At 73.0% G+C, this 18452-nt stretch carries 17 protein-coding genes; 13 read left to right on the top strand and 4 right to left on the bottom strand.

Annotated elements, in window-relative coordinates:
• The first annotated feature begins 63 nt into the window (after positions 1–63).
• On the top strand, positions 64–711 hold the full coding sequence (locus NRK68_RS14570; protein WP_444465699.1) for a transmembrane-type terpene cyclase: 648 nt from the start codon (positions 64–66) through the stop codon (positions 709–711).
• Here NRK68_RS14570 and NRK68_RS14575 read toward each other — a convergent pair.
• Complete coding sequence (locus NRK68_RS14575) at positions 683–1489, bottom strand: L,D-transpeptidase family protein (RefSeq protein WP_257855945.1); 807 nt, start codon at positions 1487–1489, stop codon at positions 683–685. The genes NRK68_RS14570 and NRK68_RS14575 overlap by 29 nt on opposite strands.
• Positions 1490–2031: 542 nt before the next feature.
• Between NRK68_RS14575 and NRK68_RS14580 the strand changes: the two genes are divergently transcribed.
• Positions 2032–2475, top strand: coding sequence for an NUDIX hydrolase (locus NRK68_RS14580; RefSeq protein WP_183067802.1), 444 nt, complete (start codon positions 2032–2034; stop codon positions 2473–2475).
• 76 nt (positions 2476–2551) lie between these two features.
• Here the strand turns inward: NRK68_RS14580 and NRK68_RS14585 are convergent, their stop codons facing one another.
• The gene (locus NRK68_RS14585; RefSeq protein ID WP_257855946.1) at positions 2552–3397 is read right to left on the bottom strand and encodes a trypsin-like serine peptidase; all 846 of its coding nucleotides are present in this window, start codon (positions 3395–3397) and stop codon (positions 2552–2554) included.
• A 299-nt stretch (positions 3398–3696) separates the two neighbouring features.
• On the opposite strand from NRK68_RS14585, the gene NRK68_RS14590 reads away from it, so the two are divergent.
• Together NRK68_RS14590 and NRK68_RS14595 are read left to right on the top strand one after the other, a co-directional pair.
• Positions 3697–5031 (top strand): RICIN domain-containing protein, encoded by a 1335-nt coding sequence (locus NRK68_RS14590; protein ID WP_257855947.1) that lies wholly within the window; start codon positions 3697–3699, stop codon positions 5029–5031.
• A 101-nt stretch (positions 5032–5132) separates the two neighbouring features.
• The gene (locus NRK68_RS14595; RefSeq protein WP_257855948.1) at positions 5133–6356 is read left to right on the top strand and encodes an MFS transporter; all 1224 of its coding nucleotides are present in this window, start codon (positions 5133–5135) and stop codon (positions 6354–6356) included.
• Positions 6357–6453: 97 nt separating this feature from the next.
• Here the strand turns inward: NRK68_RS14595 and NRK68_RS14600 are convergent, their stop codons facing one another.
• Complete coding sequence (locus tag NRK68_RS14600) at positions 6454–7686, bottom strand: amidohydrolase family protein (RefSeq protein WP_257855949.1); 1233 nt, start codon at positions 7684–7686, stop codon at positions 6454–6456.
• A 132-nt stretch (positions 7687–7818) separates the two neighbouring features.
• Between NRK68_RS14600 and afsR the strand changes: the two genes are divergently transcribed.
• The 6 genes from afsR (at position 7819) to NRK68_RS14630 (ending at position 14237) form a co-directional block, all read left to right on the top strand.
• Positions 7819–10986, top strand: a complete 3168-nt coding sequence (gene afsR, locus NRK68_RS14605) for an SARP-family global regulator AfsR (RefSeq protein ID WP_257855950.1) — start codon at positions 7819–7821, stop codon at positions 10984–10986.
• Positions 10987–11159: 173 nt separating this feature from the next.
• Positions 11160–11351, top strand: coding sequence for a hypothetical protein (locus tag NRK68_RS14610; protein WP_183067807.1), 192 nt, complete (start codon positions 11160–11162; stop codon positions 11349–11351).
• Between the two features lie 163 nt (positions 11352–11514).
• The gene (locus NRK68_RS14615; RefSeq protein ID WP_183067808.1) at positions 11515–12243 is read left to right on the top strand and encodes a class I SAM-dependent methyltransferase; all 729 of its coding nucleotides are present in this window, start codon (positions 11515–11517) and stop codon (positions 12241–12243) included.
• Positions 12244–12342: 99 nt separating this feature from the next.
• A complete protein-coding gene (locus tag NRK68_RS14620) occupies positions 12343–13122 on the top strand; it encodes an LppU/SCO3897 family protein (protein ID WP_257855951.1) in 780 nt (259 codons plus the stop codon).
• A gap of 87 nt (positions 13123–13209) precedes the next feature.
• On the top strand, positions 13210–13575 hold the full coding sequence (locus NRK68_RS14625; RefSeq protein WP_183067810.1) for a hypothetical protein: 366 nt from the start codon (positions 13210–13212) through the stop codon (positions 13573–13575).
• Positions 13572–14237 (top strand): nucleotidyl transferase AbiEii/AbiGii toxin family protein, encoded by a 666-nt coding sequence (locus NRK68_RS14630; RefSeq protein ID WP_183067811.1) that lies wholly within the window; start codon positions 13572–13574, stop codon positions 14235–14237. The genes NRK68_RS14625 and NRK68_RS14630 overlap by 4 nt, the downstream gene beginning before the upstream one ends.
• Before the next feature lie 48 nt (positions 14238–14285).
• On the opposite strand, the gene NRK68_RS14635 is transcribed toward NRK68_RS14630, so the two are convergent.
• Positions 14286–15911 carry a FadD3 family acyl-CoA ligase gene (locus tag NRK68_RS14635; protein WP_183067812.1) on the bottom strand — a complete coding sequence of 542 codons (1626 nt, stop codon included), beginning with the start codon at positions 15909–15911 and terminating at the stop codon, positions 14286–14288.
• Positions 15912–16007: 96 nt separating this feature from the next.
• Here NRK68_RS14635 and NRK68_RS14640 point away from each other — a divergent pair, with 96 nt between their 5' ends.
• Genes NRK68_RS14640 through NRK68_RS14650 form a run of 3 tightly spaced genes read left to right on the top strand, consistent with a single transcriptional unit; the run spans position 16008 to position 18449 of the window.
• Entirely contained in the window at positions 16008–17159 is a 1152-nt protein-coding gene (locus tag NRK68_RS14640) for a lipid-transfer protein (protein WP_183067813.1), read from the top strand.
• Between the two features lie 7 nt (positions 17160–17166).
• Complete coding sequence (locus tag NRK68_RS14645) at positions 17167–17670, top strand: Zn-ribbon domain-containing OB-fold protein (RefSeq protein WP_183067814.1); 504 nt, start codon at positions 17167–17169, stop codon at positions 17668–17670.
• Positions 17671–17672: 2 nt separating this feature from the next.
• Positions 17673–18449, top strand: a complete 777-nt coding sequence (locus NRK68_RS14650) for an enoyl-CoA hydratase/isomerase family protein (RefSeq protein WP_183067973.1) — start codon at positions 17673–17675, stop codon at positions 18447–18449.
• The last annotated feature ends 3 nt before the right edge of the window (positions 18450–18452 follow it).

Below are 18452 nucleotides of genomic sequence, written 5' to 3' on the forward strand. Positions count from 1 at the left end.
GGCCCGTCAGACAAGAGGCCGGTTCGGACGCGCACCTTTCCCGGGCGGGGTGCACCCCCTAGGGTGCGGGCCGTGGACCTGATGCTCACCCTCGTCAGCGGGGTCGCCTGGACCGTCGTGTACGTGGAGGCGATCCGCGTCGGACTGCGGGACCGGACGTACGCGATGCCGGTCGCCGCGCTCGCGCTGAACTTCGCCTGGGAGGCGACCTACGCGGTCCTGGAGTTCCGGGACGGACTCTCGCCGCAGGGCGTCGTGAACGTGGTGTGGGCGACGGCCGACGTGGTGATCATCTGGACCTACCTGCGCTTCGGGCGCGCCGAGCTGCCCGGGTTCGTGACCCGGCCGGTCTTCGCCGGCTGGTCACTGATGGTGTTCGGTACCGGGTTCGCCGTGCAGTGGATGTTCCTCGCGCACTTCGGGATGCACGACGCGACCCGCTACGCGGCCTTCCTGCAGAACCTCCTGATGTCGGGCCTGTTCATCTCGATGTACGCCGCCCGGCAGGGCCCGCTGGGCCAGTCCCTGACCATCGCCGTCGCCAAATGGCTCGGCACACTGGCCCCGACCCTGCTCTTCGGGGTGATCGAGGACGCTCCGTTCATCCTCGGGCTCGGCATCCTGTGCAGCGTCTTCGACCTGGCCTACATCGGGCTGCTGCTGCGCGGCCCGCGCACCCCCGTCAGAAGCCTTCCGGCCCCATCACGATGACCGGCTTCGCCGCCGGGTCCAGGGTCTCCAGGACCTTGCGCATGGCCTCCTTGGGGATGCCGACGCAGCCCTGGGAAGGGCCGTCGTGGTCCACGTGCAGCCAGATGTTGCCGCCCTTGTCCTCACCGTCCGGCTTGACCGGGTCCAGTGGGGAGTGGCCCGGACGGCGGTTGAAGTCGATGGCGACGACATAGTCGAAGGACCCCACCAGGGACTCGCCGTTCACCCCGCGGCCGGTGGCGACGAAGCCCCGGTTCTCGTCGTACGGGAGCCGCGTACCCGGCGGCGGGGACAGCAGCCCGCCCGCGTCGGTGAGCGCGAAGACACCCTGCGGCGAGGTCAGGTCGCCGTACGTGCGCTCCGTGGACCAGCCCCGGGCGCCGTTGCGCGCCGGCCAGCTCTCGGCCTTGACCCAGTCGGCCCCGGCCTCGGGACGGGTGTACAGGGTGGCGGTCGACTCCGAGGAGTCCACGGCCCGGCCGGTGACCAGGATCAGCTGGCGGGACTCGGCCGGGATCCGCGCCCGGGTCTGCTCGCTGATCCCGGTCAGGCCCTGCGTGGGCGACCGCGGGATGTCGCGCGCCACCCGGTCCACGGGCTGCGGGCGGGAGTCCGCGCGGGCCTGCGCCGCGCCCGCGGCCCGGTCCGGGTCGTGGGCGACGTACGCCCATCCCGCGGTGAAGGTCACCAGGCAGAGAGTGGCGGCGAGGGCGGCGCGGCGGGCCGCACAGCGGTTCGTACGGGCGGGGCGGGAGCGTGCTCGGGCGTGCTTGCTCATTCAACCGACCGTACATCAGCGCACCATCAGACCTGGTTTGTCCGCGTTGTGCGCGCCACGCCGGGCACGGCGAACCGGACACGGACCGTCAAGGCCGCCCCGGTCCCGGAGTGGCCGCGGCCGTCAGCTCCGCCTCGTGCGCCCGGGGATCGACGCGCCGATCGACAGGCCCGCCCGGCGCCCTCACCTGCGGTGTGCTGCCGGTTCGGCCCGCCGTGGACGGAGACTGCGGGCGCGCCCCACCGGGCGTGCCCGGTGGCGTGCCCCTGCGGAAGGGCTCCAGGAGCCCCGGCACGTCCACCGGATCGATCACCGGGCAGGTGTTCGACACCGTCAGTTCCCCGTCCAGGGAGGTGGAAACGGAGATCCGGCCCTCCGCGCGGGGGTGACACACCGCGTCATCAGCAGGTTCCGCAGCAGGTGGCCCAGCAGCACCCGGTCACCGGCCGGTCACCGTCAGCGGCGCGAGCGCCGGCTCGGGGTCCGGTTTCGGTGGACGCAAGCCCGTCCCCCGAAGCCGATCACCGACGTACCCTGAATCGATGAGGCGAACTCCACGTCACGCGGCACGCGTTGTCATCCTGTCCCCCACCGGGTCGGTGTTCCTCTTCCGCGAGGACAACGTGGAGGTGGGCATCCACTGGCTGCCGCCCGGCGGCGGGATCGACCCCGGCGAGAGCCCCGAGGACTGCGTGCGGCGCGAGCTGCGCGAGGAGACCGGGTGGACCGACCTGGAGCCGGAGCGCCTGCTGTGCACCTGGGAGCACGACTTCACGCACCAGGGCGTGCCGGTGCGCCAGCACGAGCACATCTACGTCACCACGGGCCCGCACCGGGAACCGGTCCTGGAGTCCCCCGGCATCCACTGGCAGTGGCTCCCGGCGGAACGCCTGGCCGCCCTCGGCGAACCGGTATGGCCACCCCGCCTCGCGGACCTCCTCAACAACCCCCCGCCCGAACCCGTCCACCTGGGCCTCCTCCCCTGACCCCGCCCCGGGGGCCCGCCCCGACGGGTGGATTTCCCTGACCCGACCGGGCCCCGTACCGGCGGCCGCCGGAGCTCTAGGGGGTCTTGGTGGTGGCCTTGGTGTAGAGGGATGCCGCGTAGTCGCCCAGGACCGTGCTGGTCGAGACGTCGTCGGTGTCGCCGCCCGTGAGGATGCCGACGATCTTGCCGTCGCGGGCGATCCAGGCGCTGCCGCTGGTGCCGCCGGGGAAGTCCGCGCAGTCGAAGCGCTGCTGGGTCGCGCTCTCGCGGACCGCGGTCGCCGTGCAGGTGCGGGGGACCTTGCGGTCGGCGGGGTAGCCGGTGACCGTGACCTCCTCGCCGGCCCGGCCCGTGGTGTCGAGTACGGCCGCGCCGGTCACGTCCTCGATCGAGCGGCCCTGGGCGTCGGGGGCGAGCGTGGCGAAGGCGAGGTCGTAGTCGTCGTCCGTGCCCTCGGCCCAGCGCTCGTCCTCGAAGACCTCGTCGATCTTCCATGTGCCGTACGGCGCCATGTCGTTGGCGTAGGCGGGCGCGAAGACGGCGGTGCCGTCGCCCTGCTTCCCGGCGAGCAGGCAGTGCCCGGCGGTGACGATGAGGTTGCGGCCGGGGCTCTGCACCACGGTGGCGGTGCAGAAGTGGTCGCTGCCCAGGCCGTTGGTGAACAGGGCGCCGGTGAAGGCGGCGGGCCCGCCCGGCGGGGGCGTGACGCCCGGCGGCAGGGTGATCCCGGGCTGCCCGGACAGCTGGGGCTTCGGCGCGTGCGAGCCCGAGGGAACCGTCGGCGAGAGGGAGGGCTGCGCGGCCTTCGCCCGTACGGGCGCGGTCGCCTCGGGCGGCGGCGCGAGCTTCGCGACCGCCGCGGAAGCCCCCAGTGCCGCCACCGCACACAGCACCGCCGTCACGACGCTCCGCTTGTCCACCGGCATGATGATCCTTCCGCTTTGCCCTGGCGAAGCATGCCTTGTCCGCAGGGCCGGGTGCAAGGCACGTGGCGACCCCTGTGTAGCCGGTCCGTCACCCCCGGCAGTCCGTCCGAACTCGTCAACTCGGGTCCCTGGCAGGCTCTTTGTCTGCCTGACCTATCATCACTTCGATTCTCGCCGCCCCCGCCGTCGCGCGGGCCCGCGGAAGGAGAATCTTGACGAGAGGGCAACGACACTTGCGATTCACAGGCAAGCACCGGATATCCATCGTTGCCGCGGCGGCAGTGGCCGCGATCGTGGGAACCCTTCAGCTCCCCTCCACCGCGTTCGGCACCGAGGACACCCCGAGCGCCGCGAGCGCCACGGAAAGCACCGGCACCCCGGACGGCATGGCCGAAATCGCCGCGGCCGGCCTGCCGCCGGCCGGCGAAGGGCCCGACGCCCACGCGGAGGACTCCACCACCCACGGCAGCGACGGCACGGTCTTCAGGAACGGCGTGATGTCGCTCGGCACGCAGGCGGCACCGATGGCCGCCCCCGCCCCGAGGTCGGCCGCGGCCGGCGCACCGGCGGCACCCGCGGCACCCACCCCGCCGCAGGGCGAGGGCTGGAAGCTGAGCGGCGCGACCAAGTGGCTGGCGAGCGGCTACACGATCAAGTTCTACGACCAGAAGTCCGCGGACTGGCTGGGCCCATACGTCCAGGCCTCCGCCGCGGACCTGCGCCGCATCACGAACCTCCCGGTCGCCGTCGACACGAAGCCGGTCGGGTGGGACTACGTACGCCCCAAGGGCGAGGTGATCGTGGGCGTGCTGCACCGCCCGTGCGTCCCGCCGGCCGGCGAGGGCAGCATGGGCAGCACGGGCTGGAAGATCGTCCGCGACGGTACCGGCACCGCCAACCTGAGCTGCGGTTTCACCAGCTCCTCCGTGGCCGAGACCGTCACCAGCGGACACGCCTACATCGACGACTCGTTCTTCACCGCGGCCGGCAGGCCGACGGCCGCCATGGGCGAGACGTACATGCGCAACCACATCAGCCACGAGCTCGGGCACACGCTGGGCCTCACGCACGCCAACCGCAGCCTGAACAAGAGCGACTGCGTCAAGGGGACCGACTCGGGTCAGTTCCCCGTCATGTGCTCCCCCGCCTACGCCTACCAGGACAAGCGGGCCGGGACCTACGTCCAGCAGTTCGACGTGCAGGGGCTGCGCCGCCTCGCGGCCGGCGCCGGGGCGCAGCTGCCGCCGCAGGGCAAGGTGGGCGGGATCGGCTCGAAGTGCCTGGACGTCAAGGGCGGCAAGGCCGCCAACGGCACGCAGATCCAGCTCTACACGTGCAACGGCAGCGCGGCGCAGTCCTGGATCCTGGGCAAGGACGGCACCTTCCGCGCGTTCGGCAAGTGCCTGGACAACGCGCGCAACGCGAGCGCCAACGGCAACAGGATCAGCCTCTACGACTGCAACGGCTCGGCGGCCCAGCGCTGGTCGGTCAACGCCAGGGGCCAGATCGTCCACGTGGCGTCGGGCAAGGTCCTCGACGTCACCGGCGGCGCGACCGCCAACGGCACGGTGGTCCAGCTCTATACGGCGAACACGAACAAGCGCCAGGTCTGGACGACCCCGAAGTAGTCCCCGTCCACCCGCTCCCCGACGGGCCGCCCGCACCGGGCGGCCCGTCCCAGGGAAGGTGACCGATCCGCGCGGGGGGTCCTCAGCAGCAGGCTGACCCCATGGGCGACTGGGGAAGCGGACGGGTCCTGCGGGACCGCAATGCGGGGATCTACCTGCTCGGGGTGGTGGTGTCCGGGTTCGGTACGACGGCGATGTGGCTGGTGGCCGGGATCTGGGTCAAGTCGCTCACCGGCTCGGACAGCCTCGCGGCACTGACGGTCTTCGCCATGTGGGCGCCGGTGCTCGCCGGGCCCGCCCTGGGGGTGCTCGCCGACCGGCTGCCGCGCCGGCCCCTGCTCGTGGCCACCTGCCTCGTGATGGCCGCGCTGCTGCCCGCCCTGTGCCTGCTCGACTCGGCCGACCGGGTGTGGCTGCTCTTCGCCGTCCTCCTCGTCTACGGGATCTGCGGCACGCTCCACGAGGCAGCGGAGGCCGCCCTGGTCGCGAAGGCGGTCGACATCCGCCTCCTCGGCGACTTCAACGGACTGCGGATGACGGCCGGGGAGAGCATGAAGCTCCTCGCGCCGCTGGCGGGCGCAGCCCTGTTCACCCGGTTCGGCGGGGCCTCGGTGGCGCTGCTCGACGCGGTGACGTTCGCGCTGGCGGCCGGGCTCTTCCTGCTGCTGCGGGTGGACCGGGACGCGCCGGAGCGGACGGCTCCGCGGGCGGGCGGTTTCGCCGAGGCCTTGGAGGGCGGCCGCCGGCTGTGGGCCTCGCCGGTGCTGCGGCCGCTGGTGGCGACGGCCGCCGCCGTGATGTTCCTGGCCGGGATCAACGGCGCGGTGGTCCACGCGGTCGCCGGCGACGTCCTGGGCCGCACACCCGCCTACGTGGGGGTGCTGTACGCGGTGCAGGGAGCCGGGTCCGTACTCAGCGGGCTCGTCGCCGGCCCGCTCCTGCGGCGGCTGCCGGTACGGGTGTTCGCGGCGGCCGGGACGGCGCTGTTCGCGCTGGGGTGCGGTGGGCGGGCACTGCCGTACGACGCGGCGGCCCTGGTGGGCAGCGCGCTGATCGGCGTCGGCCTGCCGTGCGTGCTGATCGCCGCGCTGACGACCGTGCAGCGCGAGGTTCCGGACTCCGTCGTGGGCCGCGCCGCCGCCACCGCCAACACCCTGGTCTTCGTACCGAACGCGCTGGCCCTGGCGCTGGGCGCCGGCCTCGTCGCCCTCGTGGACGTACGGGTGCTGCTGCCGCTCCTCACGGCGGCGGGCCTGACCGTGTCCCTCCTGCTCGCGACCGCACCGCCCGCCACCACGGTCACCAGCCGCCGAGCACGGACCTGACCCCGCCCGGCGGCCGGGCGGTCGGTCGGTCGGCCCGAGCCGGTCCCGCGGTCGAGCCGGTCGTCGGCCGAGCCGGCACCTCGGCCGGGGCCGGGGATCAGGCGGCCGGGCCCGGTCCCGGCCAGAGGCCGTCCGGGGTGAGGCCGAGCAGGTCGATCGCGTTGCCGCGCACGATGCGGTCCACCACGTCGGGGGCCAGGTGGCCCATCTGCGCCTCGCCGACCTCGCGGGACTTCGGCCAGGTCGAGTCGGAGTGGGGGTAGTCGGTCTCGTAGAGGACGTTGCCGACGCCGATCGAGTCGAGGTTCTTCAGACCGAAGGCGTCGTCGAAGAAGCATCCGAAGACGTGCCCGGCGAAAAGCTCGGACGGCGGCCGGAGCACCTTGTCCGCGACCCCGCCCCACCCGCGGTTCTCCTCCCAGACCACGTCGGCGCGCTCGAGGATGTACGGGATCCAGCCGATCTGGCCCTCCGCGTACATGATCTTCAGGTTGGGGAAGCGTTCGAATTTGCCACTCATCAGCCAGTCGACCATGGAGAAGCAGCAGTTGGCGAAGGTGATGGTGGAGCCGACCGCGGGCGGGGCGTCCGCGGAGGTGGACGGCATGCGGGACGAGGAGCCGATGTGCATGGCGATGACCGTGCCGGTCTCGTCGCACGCCTGGAGGAAGGGGTCCCACTCGTCGGTGTGGATCGAGGGCAGGCCCAGGTGCGGGGGTATCTCCGAGAAGGCGACCGCGCGCACGCCGCGCGCCGCGTTGCGGCGGACCTCGGCGGCGGCGAGCCGGGCGTCCCAGAGCGGGACGAGGGTGAGCGGGATGAGACGGCCGCGGGCGTCGGGGCCGCACCATTCCTCCACCATCCAGTCGTTGTAGGCGCGTACGCCGAGGAGCCCCAGCTCACGGTCCTTGGCCTCGGTGAAGGTCTGGCCGCAGAAACGGGGGAAGGTGGGGAAACAGAGCGCCGACTGGACGTGGTTGACGTCCATGTCGGCCAACCGGTCGGGAACCGAGAAGGAGCCGGGGCGCATCTGCTCGTAGGTGATGACTTCCAGTTTGATCTCGTCGCGGTCGTACCCGACGGCGGTGTCGAGGCGGGTGAGCGGCCGGTGCAGGTCCTCGTACACCCACCAGTCGCCGATCGGGCCGTCGTCGCCGCGGGCTCCCATGACGGGGGCGAACTTGCCGCCGAGGAAGGTCATTTCCTTGAGCGGGGCGCGGACGATGCGGGGGCCGATGTCCCGGTACTTGGACGGGAGCCGGTCCTGCCAGACGTGGGGAGGCTCAACCGTGTGGTCGTCCACCGAGATGATCTTCGGGAAGGTCTCCATGGCTCATACGGTAGCGCCGATCTGACGAACCGTCAGCTAGTTGGTCTGTGATCGGTCATGGACGGGCTGACGTGTTCGCGCGAGACAGGGCAGACTGACCCTTACACCGACGGAAGGCAGGGGGGACGACAGATGGACGGCGTACCGGCCATCCCGCACCCGCGGAAACACCCCGGGGCCCGCGCGGCCGAAGCCGGCCCCACCCGCCCCGCCGCTCCCGTACCCCCGGCGGCCCCCGCCGGTACCACCCCCGGCCGGATCCCCGCCGTCGGCCATGGCCCCGCCGCCCCGGCACCCACCGCCGCGAGCTCCACCGCCGAAGGCCGCCCCGCCCGGGACACCGCCGAGCCCGCCGGGCCCGCCGAGCCCGCCGCAGGCGACACCCACACCGACCGCGAGTCCCGGTTCGCCGTGCTCGGGCCCGTGCGGGCCTGGCGGGGGGCCGAGGCACTGCCCTCCGGCACCCCGCAGCAGCGCGCCCTGCTCGCCGTACTCCTGCTGCGCGACGGCCGCACCGCCACCGCACCCGAGCTGATCGACGCCATCTGGGGTGAGGACCCCCCGCAGCAGGCCCTCGCCACCATCCGCACCTACGCCTCCCGCCTGCGCAAGGTCGTCGACCCCGGCCTCCTCGTCACCGAGTCCGGCGGCTATGCCATCCGGCTGCGCTCCGCCGCCACCCTCGACCTCGGCGTCGCCCGCAGCCTCGCCGCCGACGCCGAGAGCGCCCGCGCCGCCGGGGACCGCTCGCTCGCCCGTACGCTCCTGGCCCGCGCCCTCGACCTGTGGGAGGGCGAACCCCTCGCCGGGGTGCCCGGCCCGCACGCCGAGACCGAGCGCACCCGGCTCACCGAATGGCGCCTGACGCTGCTGGAGACCCGGCTCGACCTCGACCTGGAGGTCGGCCACCACGCCGAGGCCGTCTCCGAGCTCACCGCCCTCACCGCCGCCCACCCGATGCGCGAACGGCTCCGCGAGCTGCTCATGCTCGCCCTCTACCGCAGCGGCCGGCAGGCCGAGGCCCTCGCCGTGTACGCCGACACCCGACGCCTCCTCGCCGACGAACTCGGCGTCGACCCGCGCCCCGAGCTGGCCGCCCTCCAGCAGCGCATCCTGAACGCCGACGCAGATCTGGCCCGCGCCGAAGACCCCGCCCCGGCCGCCGCCGCCACTCACGTGAGGCCCGCCCAATTGCCCGCGACCGTACCCGACTTCACCGGCCGCTCCAGCTTCGTCCATGAACTCGGCACGATCCTCTCCGGCGGCGCCCAGGACCAGGTCATGGCCGTCTCCGCACTCGCCGGCATCGGCGGCGTCGGCAAGACCACCCTCGCCGTCCACGTCGCCCACGCCGCCCGCCCGCACTTCCCCGACGGCCAGCTCTACGTCGACCTCCAGGGCACCGAGGCCCGCCCCGCCGAACCGGAGGCCGTCCTCGGCTCCTTCCTGCGCGCGCTCGGCACCCCCGACACCGCCATCCCCGACTCCCCGGCCGAACGGGCCGCGCTCTACCGCTCCACCCTCGACGGCCGCCGCGTCCTGGTCCTCCTCGACAACGCCCGCGACGCCGCCCAGGTCCGCCCGCTGCTGCCCGGCACCGCCGGCTGCGCCGCGCTCGTCACCAGCCGCGTCCGCATGGCGGGCCTCGCCGGGGCCCATCTCGTCGACCTCGACGTGATGAGCCCCGAGGAGGCCCTCCAGCTCTTCACCCGCATCGTCGGCGAGGAGCGCGTGGGCGCCGAACGCCAGGCCGCCCTCGACGTCGTCGGCGCCTGCGGCTTCCTGCCGCTGGCCATCCGGATCGCCGCCTCCCGGCTCGCCGCCCGCCGCACCTGGACCGTGTCCGTCCTCGCCGCCAAGCTCGGCGACGAACGCCGCCGCCTCGACGAGCTCCAGGCCGGCGACCTCGCCGTCAAGGCCACCTTCGAGCTCGGCTACGGCCAGCTGGAGCCGGCCCAGCAGCGCGCCTTCCGCCTCCTCGGCCTCGCCGACGGCCCCGACATCTCGCTGTCCGCGGCCGCCGCCGTACTGGACCTGCCCGAGTACGACACCGAGGACCTCCTGGAGGCTTTGGTCGACTGCTCCCTCCTGGAATCCGCCGCCCCGGGCCGCTACCGCTTCCACGACCTCGTACGGCTCTACGCGCGTGCCTGCGCCGAGCGCGACGAGCAGCCGCCGAGCGAGCGCGAGGCGGCCCTGGACCGCCTCCTGGACTTCTACCTGGCCACCGCCTCCGGGGTGTACGCCCTGGAACGCCCCGGCGACCGGCTGCCCGCGCACCTGTCCGACACCCACTACCCCGGGCTGGTCTTCGCCGCACCGCGGGCCGCCCTGGACTGGCTGTACGCGGAGGCCGGCCCGCTGCTGGCCTGTGTACGCCAGGCCTCCGTACGGGGCGGCGACTCACCCGTCCTGCGCCGGGCCGTGGACCTGCTGTGGGCGGCCAAGGACCTGGCCGAGTCCGGGGCCAACTCCAAGCAGTACGAGTCCGCCGCGACCGCCCTGCGCGACGCCGCCCAGGCCGCCAAGGACCCGTACGCCGAGGGCCGCGCCCGCACCACCCTCACCAACGTCCACCTGGTCGCCGGCCGCTTCGCCGAGGCCGACGACGAGGCCCGCCAGGCCATGGCCCTGGCCCGCGAGGCCGGCGACCCGCTGCCCAGCTGCTGGGCGCCCAACGACCGCGGGATCATCGCCCTCTACGAGGGACGCCACGCGGACGGCGAGCGGTACCTGCTGGAGGCCATCCAGAACTTCCGCGCCGACGCCAACAACGTCGGCGAGGCGAGCGCCCTGTGCAACCTGTCCCGCATCCACGTGGAACTGGGCCGCCTCACCAGCGCCATAGACCTCGCCCAGCAGGGCATCGCGATCTACGACCGGATGGGTCTGTCCCTGCGCCTGGCCAACGGCCGCTACGCGCTCGGCATCGCGCTCACCCAGGCGGGCCGGCTCGGCGAGGCCCTGGCGCAGCTCACCGAGGCGCTGGCGCTCTTCCACGACAACCGGCAGCCGCTGTGGGAGGGCGTGACCCACTTCCGGCTGGCCGTCGCCCATCTCGCGGCGCGCCGGCCCACGCTGGCCGCCGCGCACGCCGAGCAGGCCATCGCGCTGCGCGGCATCGGCGGGGAGTGGCGGCGCGCGACCGTGCTGACCGTGCTGGGCAAGGCGTTGCGGCGGCTGGGGCAGACGGACCGGGCGCGGGCGTGCTGGCGGGACGCGGAGACCGTTTTCCAGCAGCTCGGTTCGGCCGAACTGTCCGAGGTGCAGAACCTGCTGGCCACGGAGATCGCAGCCTGACCTGCAAGAACGCCTGCTGAACGAGGCGTTCATCGTTCGTTTATCGCCGAACGGCACGATAGGTGCATCGACCCGGTGCGTCGGGGGACATCCGGGCCGTTTGGAAGGAACACCCGTTCGGCGGTCATCGGGGGAATCGCCGAACGGGTCCCACCCATCCATCAGGAGAACCGATGACGACGAACGAGAACATCCTGCCGAACGACGGCACCATCAAGCCGCTCGACAACCACGCCTCGGGCGTCGAGATCGAGACCCTGGACAACCACGCGTCGGGCATCGAGATCAAGCCGCCGACGGACGACCAGGCCACGGGCGAGGAGATCCAGACGCTGGACAACCACGCGTCCGGTCCGCGCCCGTAACAGCCGCACGAAGCACGGGGGAGCCCACGGGGGAAACGGGGGCTCGGGGGAATTCGGGGGAGCAACGGGGGAACGGCGGTCGCGGTGGCCCGGAGGGGGAGCCACCGCGACCGCCGCACACGTATGCCCGGGCCCGGCGCGGGCGGCGGCTTAGGCTGGGGGTGTGTTCTCCTCCCACGGGCCGAGCGTCCGCGAACTGGCCGTGCAGGGCCTCTCCTCCGTCGAGCGGGGTTACGACCTCCTCGCGCCGAAGTTCGACCACACCCCCTTCCGTACCCCGGACCGGATGCTCGACGCGGTCGAGGAGACCCTGGCCCAGTGGGAGGGCACCTTCGGATCCGGCCTGGACGTGTGCTGCGGCACCGGCGCCGGAACCGGGATGCTGCGGCGGCTGTGCCGGGACCGCGTCACCGGGGTGGACCTCAGCGCGGGCATGCTCGCCGAGGCCGGGCGGGTGCACGCGGACGACGACCGCGTGGACTTCGTACGGGCCGACGCACGGGCCCTGCCGTCCGCGCTGGCGGACTCCTACGACCTGGCGGTCAGCTTCGGGGCGTTCGGCCACTTCCTGCCCGCCGAGCGGCCCGCGCTCTTCTCCGGGGTGCACGCGGCGCTGCGCGAGGGCGGGGTCTTCGCCTTCCCCATCGGCGCCCCGATCCCACCGGGCTCACCGGTGTGGTGGGCGGTGGCGGGCTTCGACGCCGCGATGCGGGTGCGCAACGCGGTGTGGCGGCCGCCCTTCGTCATGTACTACCGGACCTTCCCGCTGAGCGGGGTGCGTGCCGACCTGCGGACGGCCGGCTTCACCGTGGAGACCGTCCCGCTGGAGCACTTCGGCCGCCGGGCCGACGGTGCTCCGCGCTGGCGGCTGGTGCTGGCCCGCCGTTCCTGAGACTCGGCGGAACGGCTGCGTCACCTTCGGGACACCGGGCACAATTCGTGAGGAACCGTCAGGCAGCCTGCGCACCACCCTCACTCCCTGGAGCAGCCGGTGTCGTCACAGGAAATGCTCATCACGATCACTCCCCAGCAGGCCGCCCACGGTGTGATCCTCCCCGTGGAGCTGCCGACCGGAACGGTCCGCCTGCGCATACCGCCCTGCCGGCACGGCGACCTCGTCCAGGTCCGTGTCGGCACCGAGGAGATGCGCTTACGCATCCACGTGTCCGGCGCGGGCGCGGCCTGGATCGCGGGGGCCGGCGGCATCACTCCCCCGCCGCCGGCGCACACGGTCGCGCAGCGGTCCGCCCCGGCCCCGCAGACGGGCGGCGGGCGCGGCTGCCTGGTGGGTCTCGCCGTCGCCGCGGTTCTGGTCATCGGCTTCTTCCTGCTGAGCGGCGGCGACGACGGCGACGACGCCGAACCGGCCGCCGAGTCCACACCCACCTGGTCCTCCTCGTGGAGCCCCTCCCCCACTCCCGAGGCCTCCGCCACCACCCCGTACAGCTCCGAACCGAGCGCCGCCCAGAGCGCCGAACCGAGCCCGGAGCCCAGCCCGGAGCCCAGCCCCTTCGACCGGGGCACCTGCCTGAACGGACAGCTCCCGGACTCGACGACGCCCCGCAGCGTCAGCGGCGTCGAGGAGGTCCCCTGCTCGGCCTCCGACGCCCACTACCGGGTGATCGAGAGCATCCCCGGCACCGCCGACCTGAACAGCTGCAACGACAACCCCAAGACCCAGTACGCCTTCTCCTACCGCTACATGCGCGGCTCCACCGTCCTCAACCAGTACGTCTACTGCCTGGTGGGCATCGGCTCCTACGCCCGCTGACCCGGGCCGCCCCGGGCACCCACCCCTCAGGGTGGTTCGTCGCGCCTGCGCTACCGGGGGCGGGCGGGGCGCGGGATAATCGGGTTCATGGTCATGCACTCCTCTAGCAGCCCGGAGCCGCCGGCGGCCGAAGTGTTCCGAGCCCGGTACGCGAACCGGCTGCCCGCCTCGCTGGAGAGGCTCGCCGGTCCGCAGCACGGGGTGGTCGAGCTGCCGCTGCACGTGGCCTGGTCCGGACTGCGTGCCTACGATCTGGACCGGCCCCGTCTGCGCATGGGCCTGTACCGCACCGTCCTCGGCGAGGGGCAGCACGAGGATCTCGTGAATTTCCTGAACCACGATCTGCTGCTGGCGCAGTGGCCCGTCCTGCGGAATCTGGTCAGCCGACACGTGCGACAGGTCTGGGAGGAAGCCTTTCCCGAGCTCGCGAGCCGGGGGTCTGCCGCCGCGTGAAGCTGAGCGACCTGCACCGACGGCTACTCACCGCGGTCATCGACATCGGAGCCCCGTACCCCCTCGTGATCACGGGTGGGTACGCCGTTCAAGCCCACGGCCTTGTCCAGCGGCTCAGCCAGGACCTCGACGTAGCCACCGAGAACCCGGCTCCGATGGCGGAGATCGTCGCAAGCCTGGAGCAGGGCCTGGCAGCACAGGGCTGGCAGGTGCGCGTCATGGACGTGGACGCGCTCTCGGCCCGATTGATGGCCGCCGACCCGGACACCGGTGAGGAGTGCGAGGTGGACGTCCTCAAGGAACACTTCTGGACGGCTCCCGTCCAGACCGAGTACGGGCCGGTCCTCGCCTTCGATTCCGTCATCGGGACCAAGGTCCGAGCCCTCGCCGACCGCGGTGCCGTCCGGGACCTCATCGACGTGCGTGCCGCCTCCCGCCATCGCACGATCCGAGAGCTCGAGCGCCTCGGCGAGCGCCACGGCCGGGACGAATTCCGACTCCACGATCTCCGCGACCGCCTCGCCGGTGCGGACTGGGCCGACGACGAGGAGTTCCACGCCTACGGCCTCACCGAAGGCGAGACGGCCGAGCTGCGTGCCTGGGCCCAGCGCTGGGTGAGCGACCTCGATCAGCGCCTGCACGATCACGACGGCGAGGCGTGACAGCCCCGGGGGATGCGCCGGGAGCCTCGAAGCCGCGGCCGTCAGCCTTCAGGTGCGGGTGCGGAGTTCGCGTTTGAGGACCTTGCCGCCGGCGTTGCGGGGGAGTTCGGTGACGAACTCCACCGTGCGCGGGACCTTGTAGTTGGCCATCTCGCGCCGGGACCAGGCGATCAGGTCGTCGGCGGTGAGGGTGGAACCGGGGCGGCGGACCGCGTAGGCCCGGCCGACCTCGCCCAGGCGCGGGTCGGGGACGCCGACGACCGCGACGTCGGCGATGTCCGGGTGCAGGCCGAGGAGTTGCTCTATCTCGGCCGGGTAGGCGTTGAAGCCGCCGACGATGAACATGTCCTTGATCCGGTCGGTGATGCGCAGGTTCCCGTGTCCGTCCAGCACCCCCACGTCACCGGTGTGCAGCCAGCCCTCCGGGGTGATCGCCGCGGCCGTCTCGTCGGGGGCCTCGAAGTACCCCTGCATGACGTTGTAGCCGCGGACCGCGATCTCACCGGGGGTCCCGGCCGGCAGCGGCCGGCCGTTCCCGTCCAGGACCGCCACCTCGGTGTCCGGGACGGCCCGGCCCGAGGTGGCGGAGATGACCTCGGCGGGGTCGCCCCGGCGGCACATGGTGACGATGCCGCCGGCCTCGGAGAGCCCGTAGGCGGTGAGGACGGTGGCGATGTGCAGCTCCTCGCGCAGGCGCTCGACGAGCCGCAGCGGGACCACGGCGGCGCCGGTGACGACCAGCCGCAGGGCCGAGAGGTCGTGGTGGTCGCGCTGGGGGTGGTCCAGGAGTGACTGGTGCAGGGTGGGCGGCCCGGGCAGTACGGAGATCCGTTCGGCGGCGACGTTGGCGAGGACGGTGTCCGCGTTGAAGACGGGCTGCGGGACCATCGTCGCCCCGCGCATCAGGCAGGCGAGGATCCCGGCCTTGTAGCCGAAGGTGTGGAAGAAGGGGTTCACGATCAGGTAGCGGTCGCCCTCGCGCAGCCCGGCGAGCTCGCTCCACACGTCGTAGCAGCGCAGGGACTGGGCATGGGTGATGACCGCACCCTTGGGGCTGCCGGTGGTCCCGGAGGTGAAGATGATGTCGGAGGGGGCGTCGGGGCTGATGGCTTCGGCACGCTCCCGGACCGCCTGCGCGGTGATCCGGTCCCCGCCCGCGAGGAAGTCCTTCCACGTGCGGAAGGAATCGGGGGCGTCCTCGGCGAGGACGACGACCTCGTCCAGGTGCGGCAGCCCGGGCAGGGGTCCCCGGCCGGGTCCCTCGGCCGCGGCCCGGCGCAGGGAGGCGACGTAGGAGGTACCGAGGAAGGTGCCGGTGACGAACAGCAGCCGGGCCCGGCTCTGCCGGAGGACGTACGCCGCTTCCGCGCCCTTGAAACGGGTGTTCAGGGGGACGAGGACGGCGCCCGCCGAGACGGCGCCGAGCGCGGAGACGATCCAGTCCAGGGTGTTGGGGGCCCAGACGGCGACCCGGTCACCGGGCGCCACCCCGGCGGCGATACAGGCGGCCGCGGCGCGCTCGACGCGCTCCCCGAGCTGCGCGTAGTCGATCCGGACGCGCCCGTCGACGACGGCCTCGCGGTCGGCGTACCGCGTTGCCGCCGACCGGACGAGCCCCGCGATGGTCCCCCAGCGCAGGTCACCGCGCCCGTCCTCCCGCACGTCTTCGCCCATGCGTGCCACCCTCCCGCGAACCCAGCAGCTGACTATCCGTCAGATTAGCTGTAGCCTTCGCGGCTGTCAGTACTGGCGCACTCCCCGGAGGTGGCGATGGCGGCAACGCTCAAGGACGCTTCGGCGATAGTCGGCATCGGCCAGACCGCCTTTGCCAGACATCTGCCGCAGTCCGAGAAGGAACTGGCCTGCCGGGCGATCCTGGCCGCCCTCGCCGACGCCGGCATCGATCCGTCCGAGGTCGACGCCTTCTCCTCGTACACCATGGAGGAGACCGACGAGGTCGAGGTCGCCAAGGCCATCGGCGCGGGCGACGTCACCTTCTTCTCCAAGATCGGCTACGGCGGCGGCGGTTCCTGCGCCACCGTCGGCCACCTCGCCGCCGCCGTGGCCACCGGCCAGGCCACCGTCGGCGTCGCCTGGCGCTCCCGTAAACGCGGATCCGGCCCGCGCCCCTGGAAGAACACCGCCGTCCAGCTGCCCACCCCCGGCCAGTGGACCCGCCCCTTCGGCCTGCTGCGCCCCGCCGACGAGATCGGCATGCTGGCCCGCCGCTACATGCACGAGTACGGAGCCACCCGCGACCACCTCCTCAACGTGGCGATGGCCTGCCGCAACCGGGCCAACGAGAACCCCGCCGCGATGATGTACGAACGCCCGCTGACCCGCGAGATGTACATGACCTCCCGCATGATCAGCGACCCGCTCTGCCTCTTCGACAACTGCCTCGAAACCGACGGCGCCCTGGCCTGCGTGATCGTCTCCGCCGAACGGGCCCGTGACTGCCGCCACCGGCCCGTCTACGTCCACTCCGCCGCCCAGGGCCTGCCCTCCCAGCACCACGGCATGGTCAACTACTGGAACGACGACCCCCTGTCCGGGCCCGCCTGGACCGCCGCCCGCCACCTGTGGAAGCAGGCCGACTTCGGCCCCCAGGACGTGGACGTCGCCCAGATCTACGACGCCTTCACCCCGCTCATCCCGCTCTCCCTGGAGGGCTACGGCTTCTGCGGACGCGGCGAGGGCGCCGCCTTCACCGAGGGCGGCGCCCTGGAGCTGGGCGGCCGGCTCCCCATCAACACCGGCGGCGGCGGCCTGTCCGAGGCGTACGTGCACGGCTTCAACCTGATCAACGAGGGCGTCAAGCAGCTGCGCGGCGTCTCCACCGCCCAGGTGCCGGACGCCGCGACCTGCCTGGTGACGGCGGGCGAAGGCGTCCCGACGTCCGCGATCCTGCTGAGGAGCTGACCGACCGATGACCACCGCACCCGAAGCGTCCGCCGCAGCCACCGCGTCCGCCGCACCCGACACGTCCGCCGCGACCGCCGACGCCCTGCTCCTGCCCGTCCCCGACGAGGACGGCGCGCCCTTCTGGGAGTACGCCGCCCGGGGCGAACTGCGGGTCCAGGCCTGCAGCGCCTGCGGCCGGCTCCGCTTCCCGCCCCGCCCCTGCTGCCCCCACTGCCGGTCCTTCGACAGCGACTGGCGCCGCATGAGCGGCCGCGGCCGCATCTGGTCCTACGTCCGGCCGCACCCGCCGCTGCTGCCCGCCTACGCCGCGCAGGCCCCGTACAACGTGATCCTCGTCGAGCTCGCCGACGCCCCGCACATCCGGCTCGCCGGGAACCTGGTGACCTCCGCCGACGCCCCGCTCGACTCCATGGACCCGGCCCGGCTGCGCATCGGCGCACGCGTGCACGTGACCTTCACCGAGACGGGCGGGATGGCCGTGCCGCGCTGGCTCCTGGAGAAGTCGTGACCGTGACCGTACGGGTGGAGCGGGACAAGGCGACCGGGGTCGCGGTCGTCACCCTGGACCGGCAGCACCGGCACAACGCCGTCGACCTGGCCACCGCCGCCGAACTGGCCGAGGCGTGGCGCGAGCTCCGGTTCGCCGAGGAGGTCCGGGCGGTCGTGCTGACCGGCGCCGGCCCGGCCGCCTTCTGCACCGGCATCGACCGCGGCGTCGAGGTACCGCAGCCCGCGTCGCCCTACTCCGCCGACGACCCGTTGATCGCGATCGGCCCCAAGTCCCGCGACCTGTGGAAGCCGGTGATCGCCGCCGTCAACGGCATGGCCTGCGGCGGGGCCTTCTACCTGCTGGGCGAGGCGGACTTCCTCATCGCCTCCGAAACGGCGACCTTCTTCGACCCGCACACCACGTACGGGATGGTCAGCGCCTACGAGGCCGTCTACATGGCCCAGCGCATGCCCTTCGGCGAGGCCGCCCGGATGTCCCTGATGGGCACGGCGGAACGGCTCTCCGCGCGACGGGCCCACACCATCGGCCTGGTCTCCGAACTGACCGCACCGGACGAACTGCTCCCGGCGGCCCTGCGGGCGGCACAGACCCTGGCCGGCTTCCCGACGGAGGCCGTGCAGGGCACCGTACGGGCCCTGTGGTCGGCGAAGCAGGCCGCGCTCCAGCAGGCCCTGGCCCAGGCCCCGGCCCTGATCGCGCTGGGCAACCTGCCCCCGGACCGCCAGGCGGACCTCTTCACGAACCGCCGCCCGGGAACGGAGTTCCGGCTGCGCTGACGC

The organism is Streptomyces yangpuensis, from assembly GCF_024666385.1.
Classification (GTDB): Bacteria; Actinomycetota; Actinomycetes; order Streptomycetales; family Streptomycetaceae; genus Streptomyces; species Streptomyces yangpuensis.

Excerpts from the sequence above, each read along its gene's own strand:
- NRK68_RS14575 (WP_257855945.1), bottom strand. The coding sequence starts at position 1,489 with ATGAGCAAGCACGCCCGAGCACGCTCCCGCCCCGCCCGTACGAACCGC.
- NRK68_RS14580 (WP_183067802.1), top strand. The coding sequence starts at position 2,032 with ATGAGGCGAACTCCACGTCACGCGGCACGCGTTGTCATCCTGTCCCCC.
- NRK68_RS14595 (WP_257855948.1), top strand. The coding sequence starts at position 5,133 with ATGGGCGACTGGGGAAGCGGACGGGTCCTGCGGGACCGCAATGCGGGG.
- NRK68_RS14600 (WP_257855949.1), bottom strand. The coding sequence starts at position 7,686 with ATGGAGACCTTCCCGAAGATCATCTCGGTGGACGACCACACGGTTGAG.
- afsR (WP_257855950.1), top strand. The coding sequence starts at position 7,819 with ATGGACGGCGTACCGGCCATCCCGCACCCGCGGAAACACCCCGGGGCC.
- NRK68_RS14610 (WP_183067807.1), top strand. The coding sequence starts at position 11,160 with ATGACGACGAACGAGAACATCCTGCCGAACGACGGCACCATCAAGCCG.
- NRK68_RS14625 (WP_183067810.1), top strand. The coding sequence starts at position 13,210 with ATGGTCATGCACTCCTCTAGCAGCCCGGAGCCGCCGGCGGCCGAAGTG.
- NRK68_RS14635 (WP_183067812.1), bottom strand. The coding sequence starts at position 15,911 with ATGGGCGAAGACGTGCGGGAGGACGGGCGCGGTGACCTGCGCTGGGGG.
- NRK68_RS14640 (WP_183067813.1), top strand. The coding sequence starts at position 16,008 with ATGGCGGCAACGCTCAAGGACGCTTCGGCGATAGTCGGCATCGGCCAG.
- NRK68_RS14645 (WP_183067814.1), top strand. The coding sequence starts at position 17,167 with ATGACCACCGCACCCGAAGCGTCCGCCGCAGCCACCGCGTCCGCCGCA.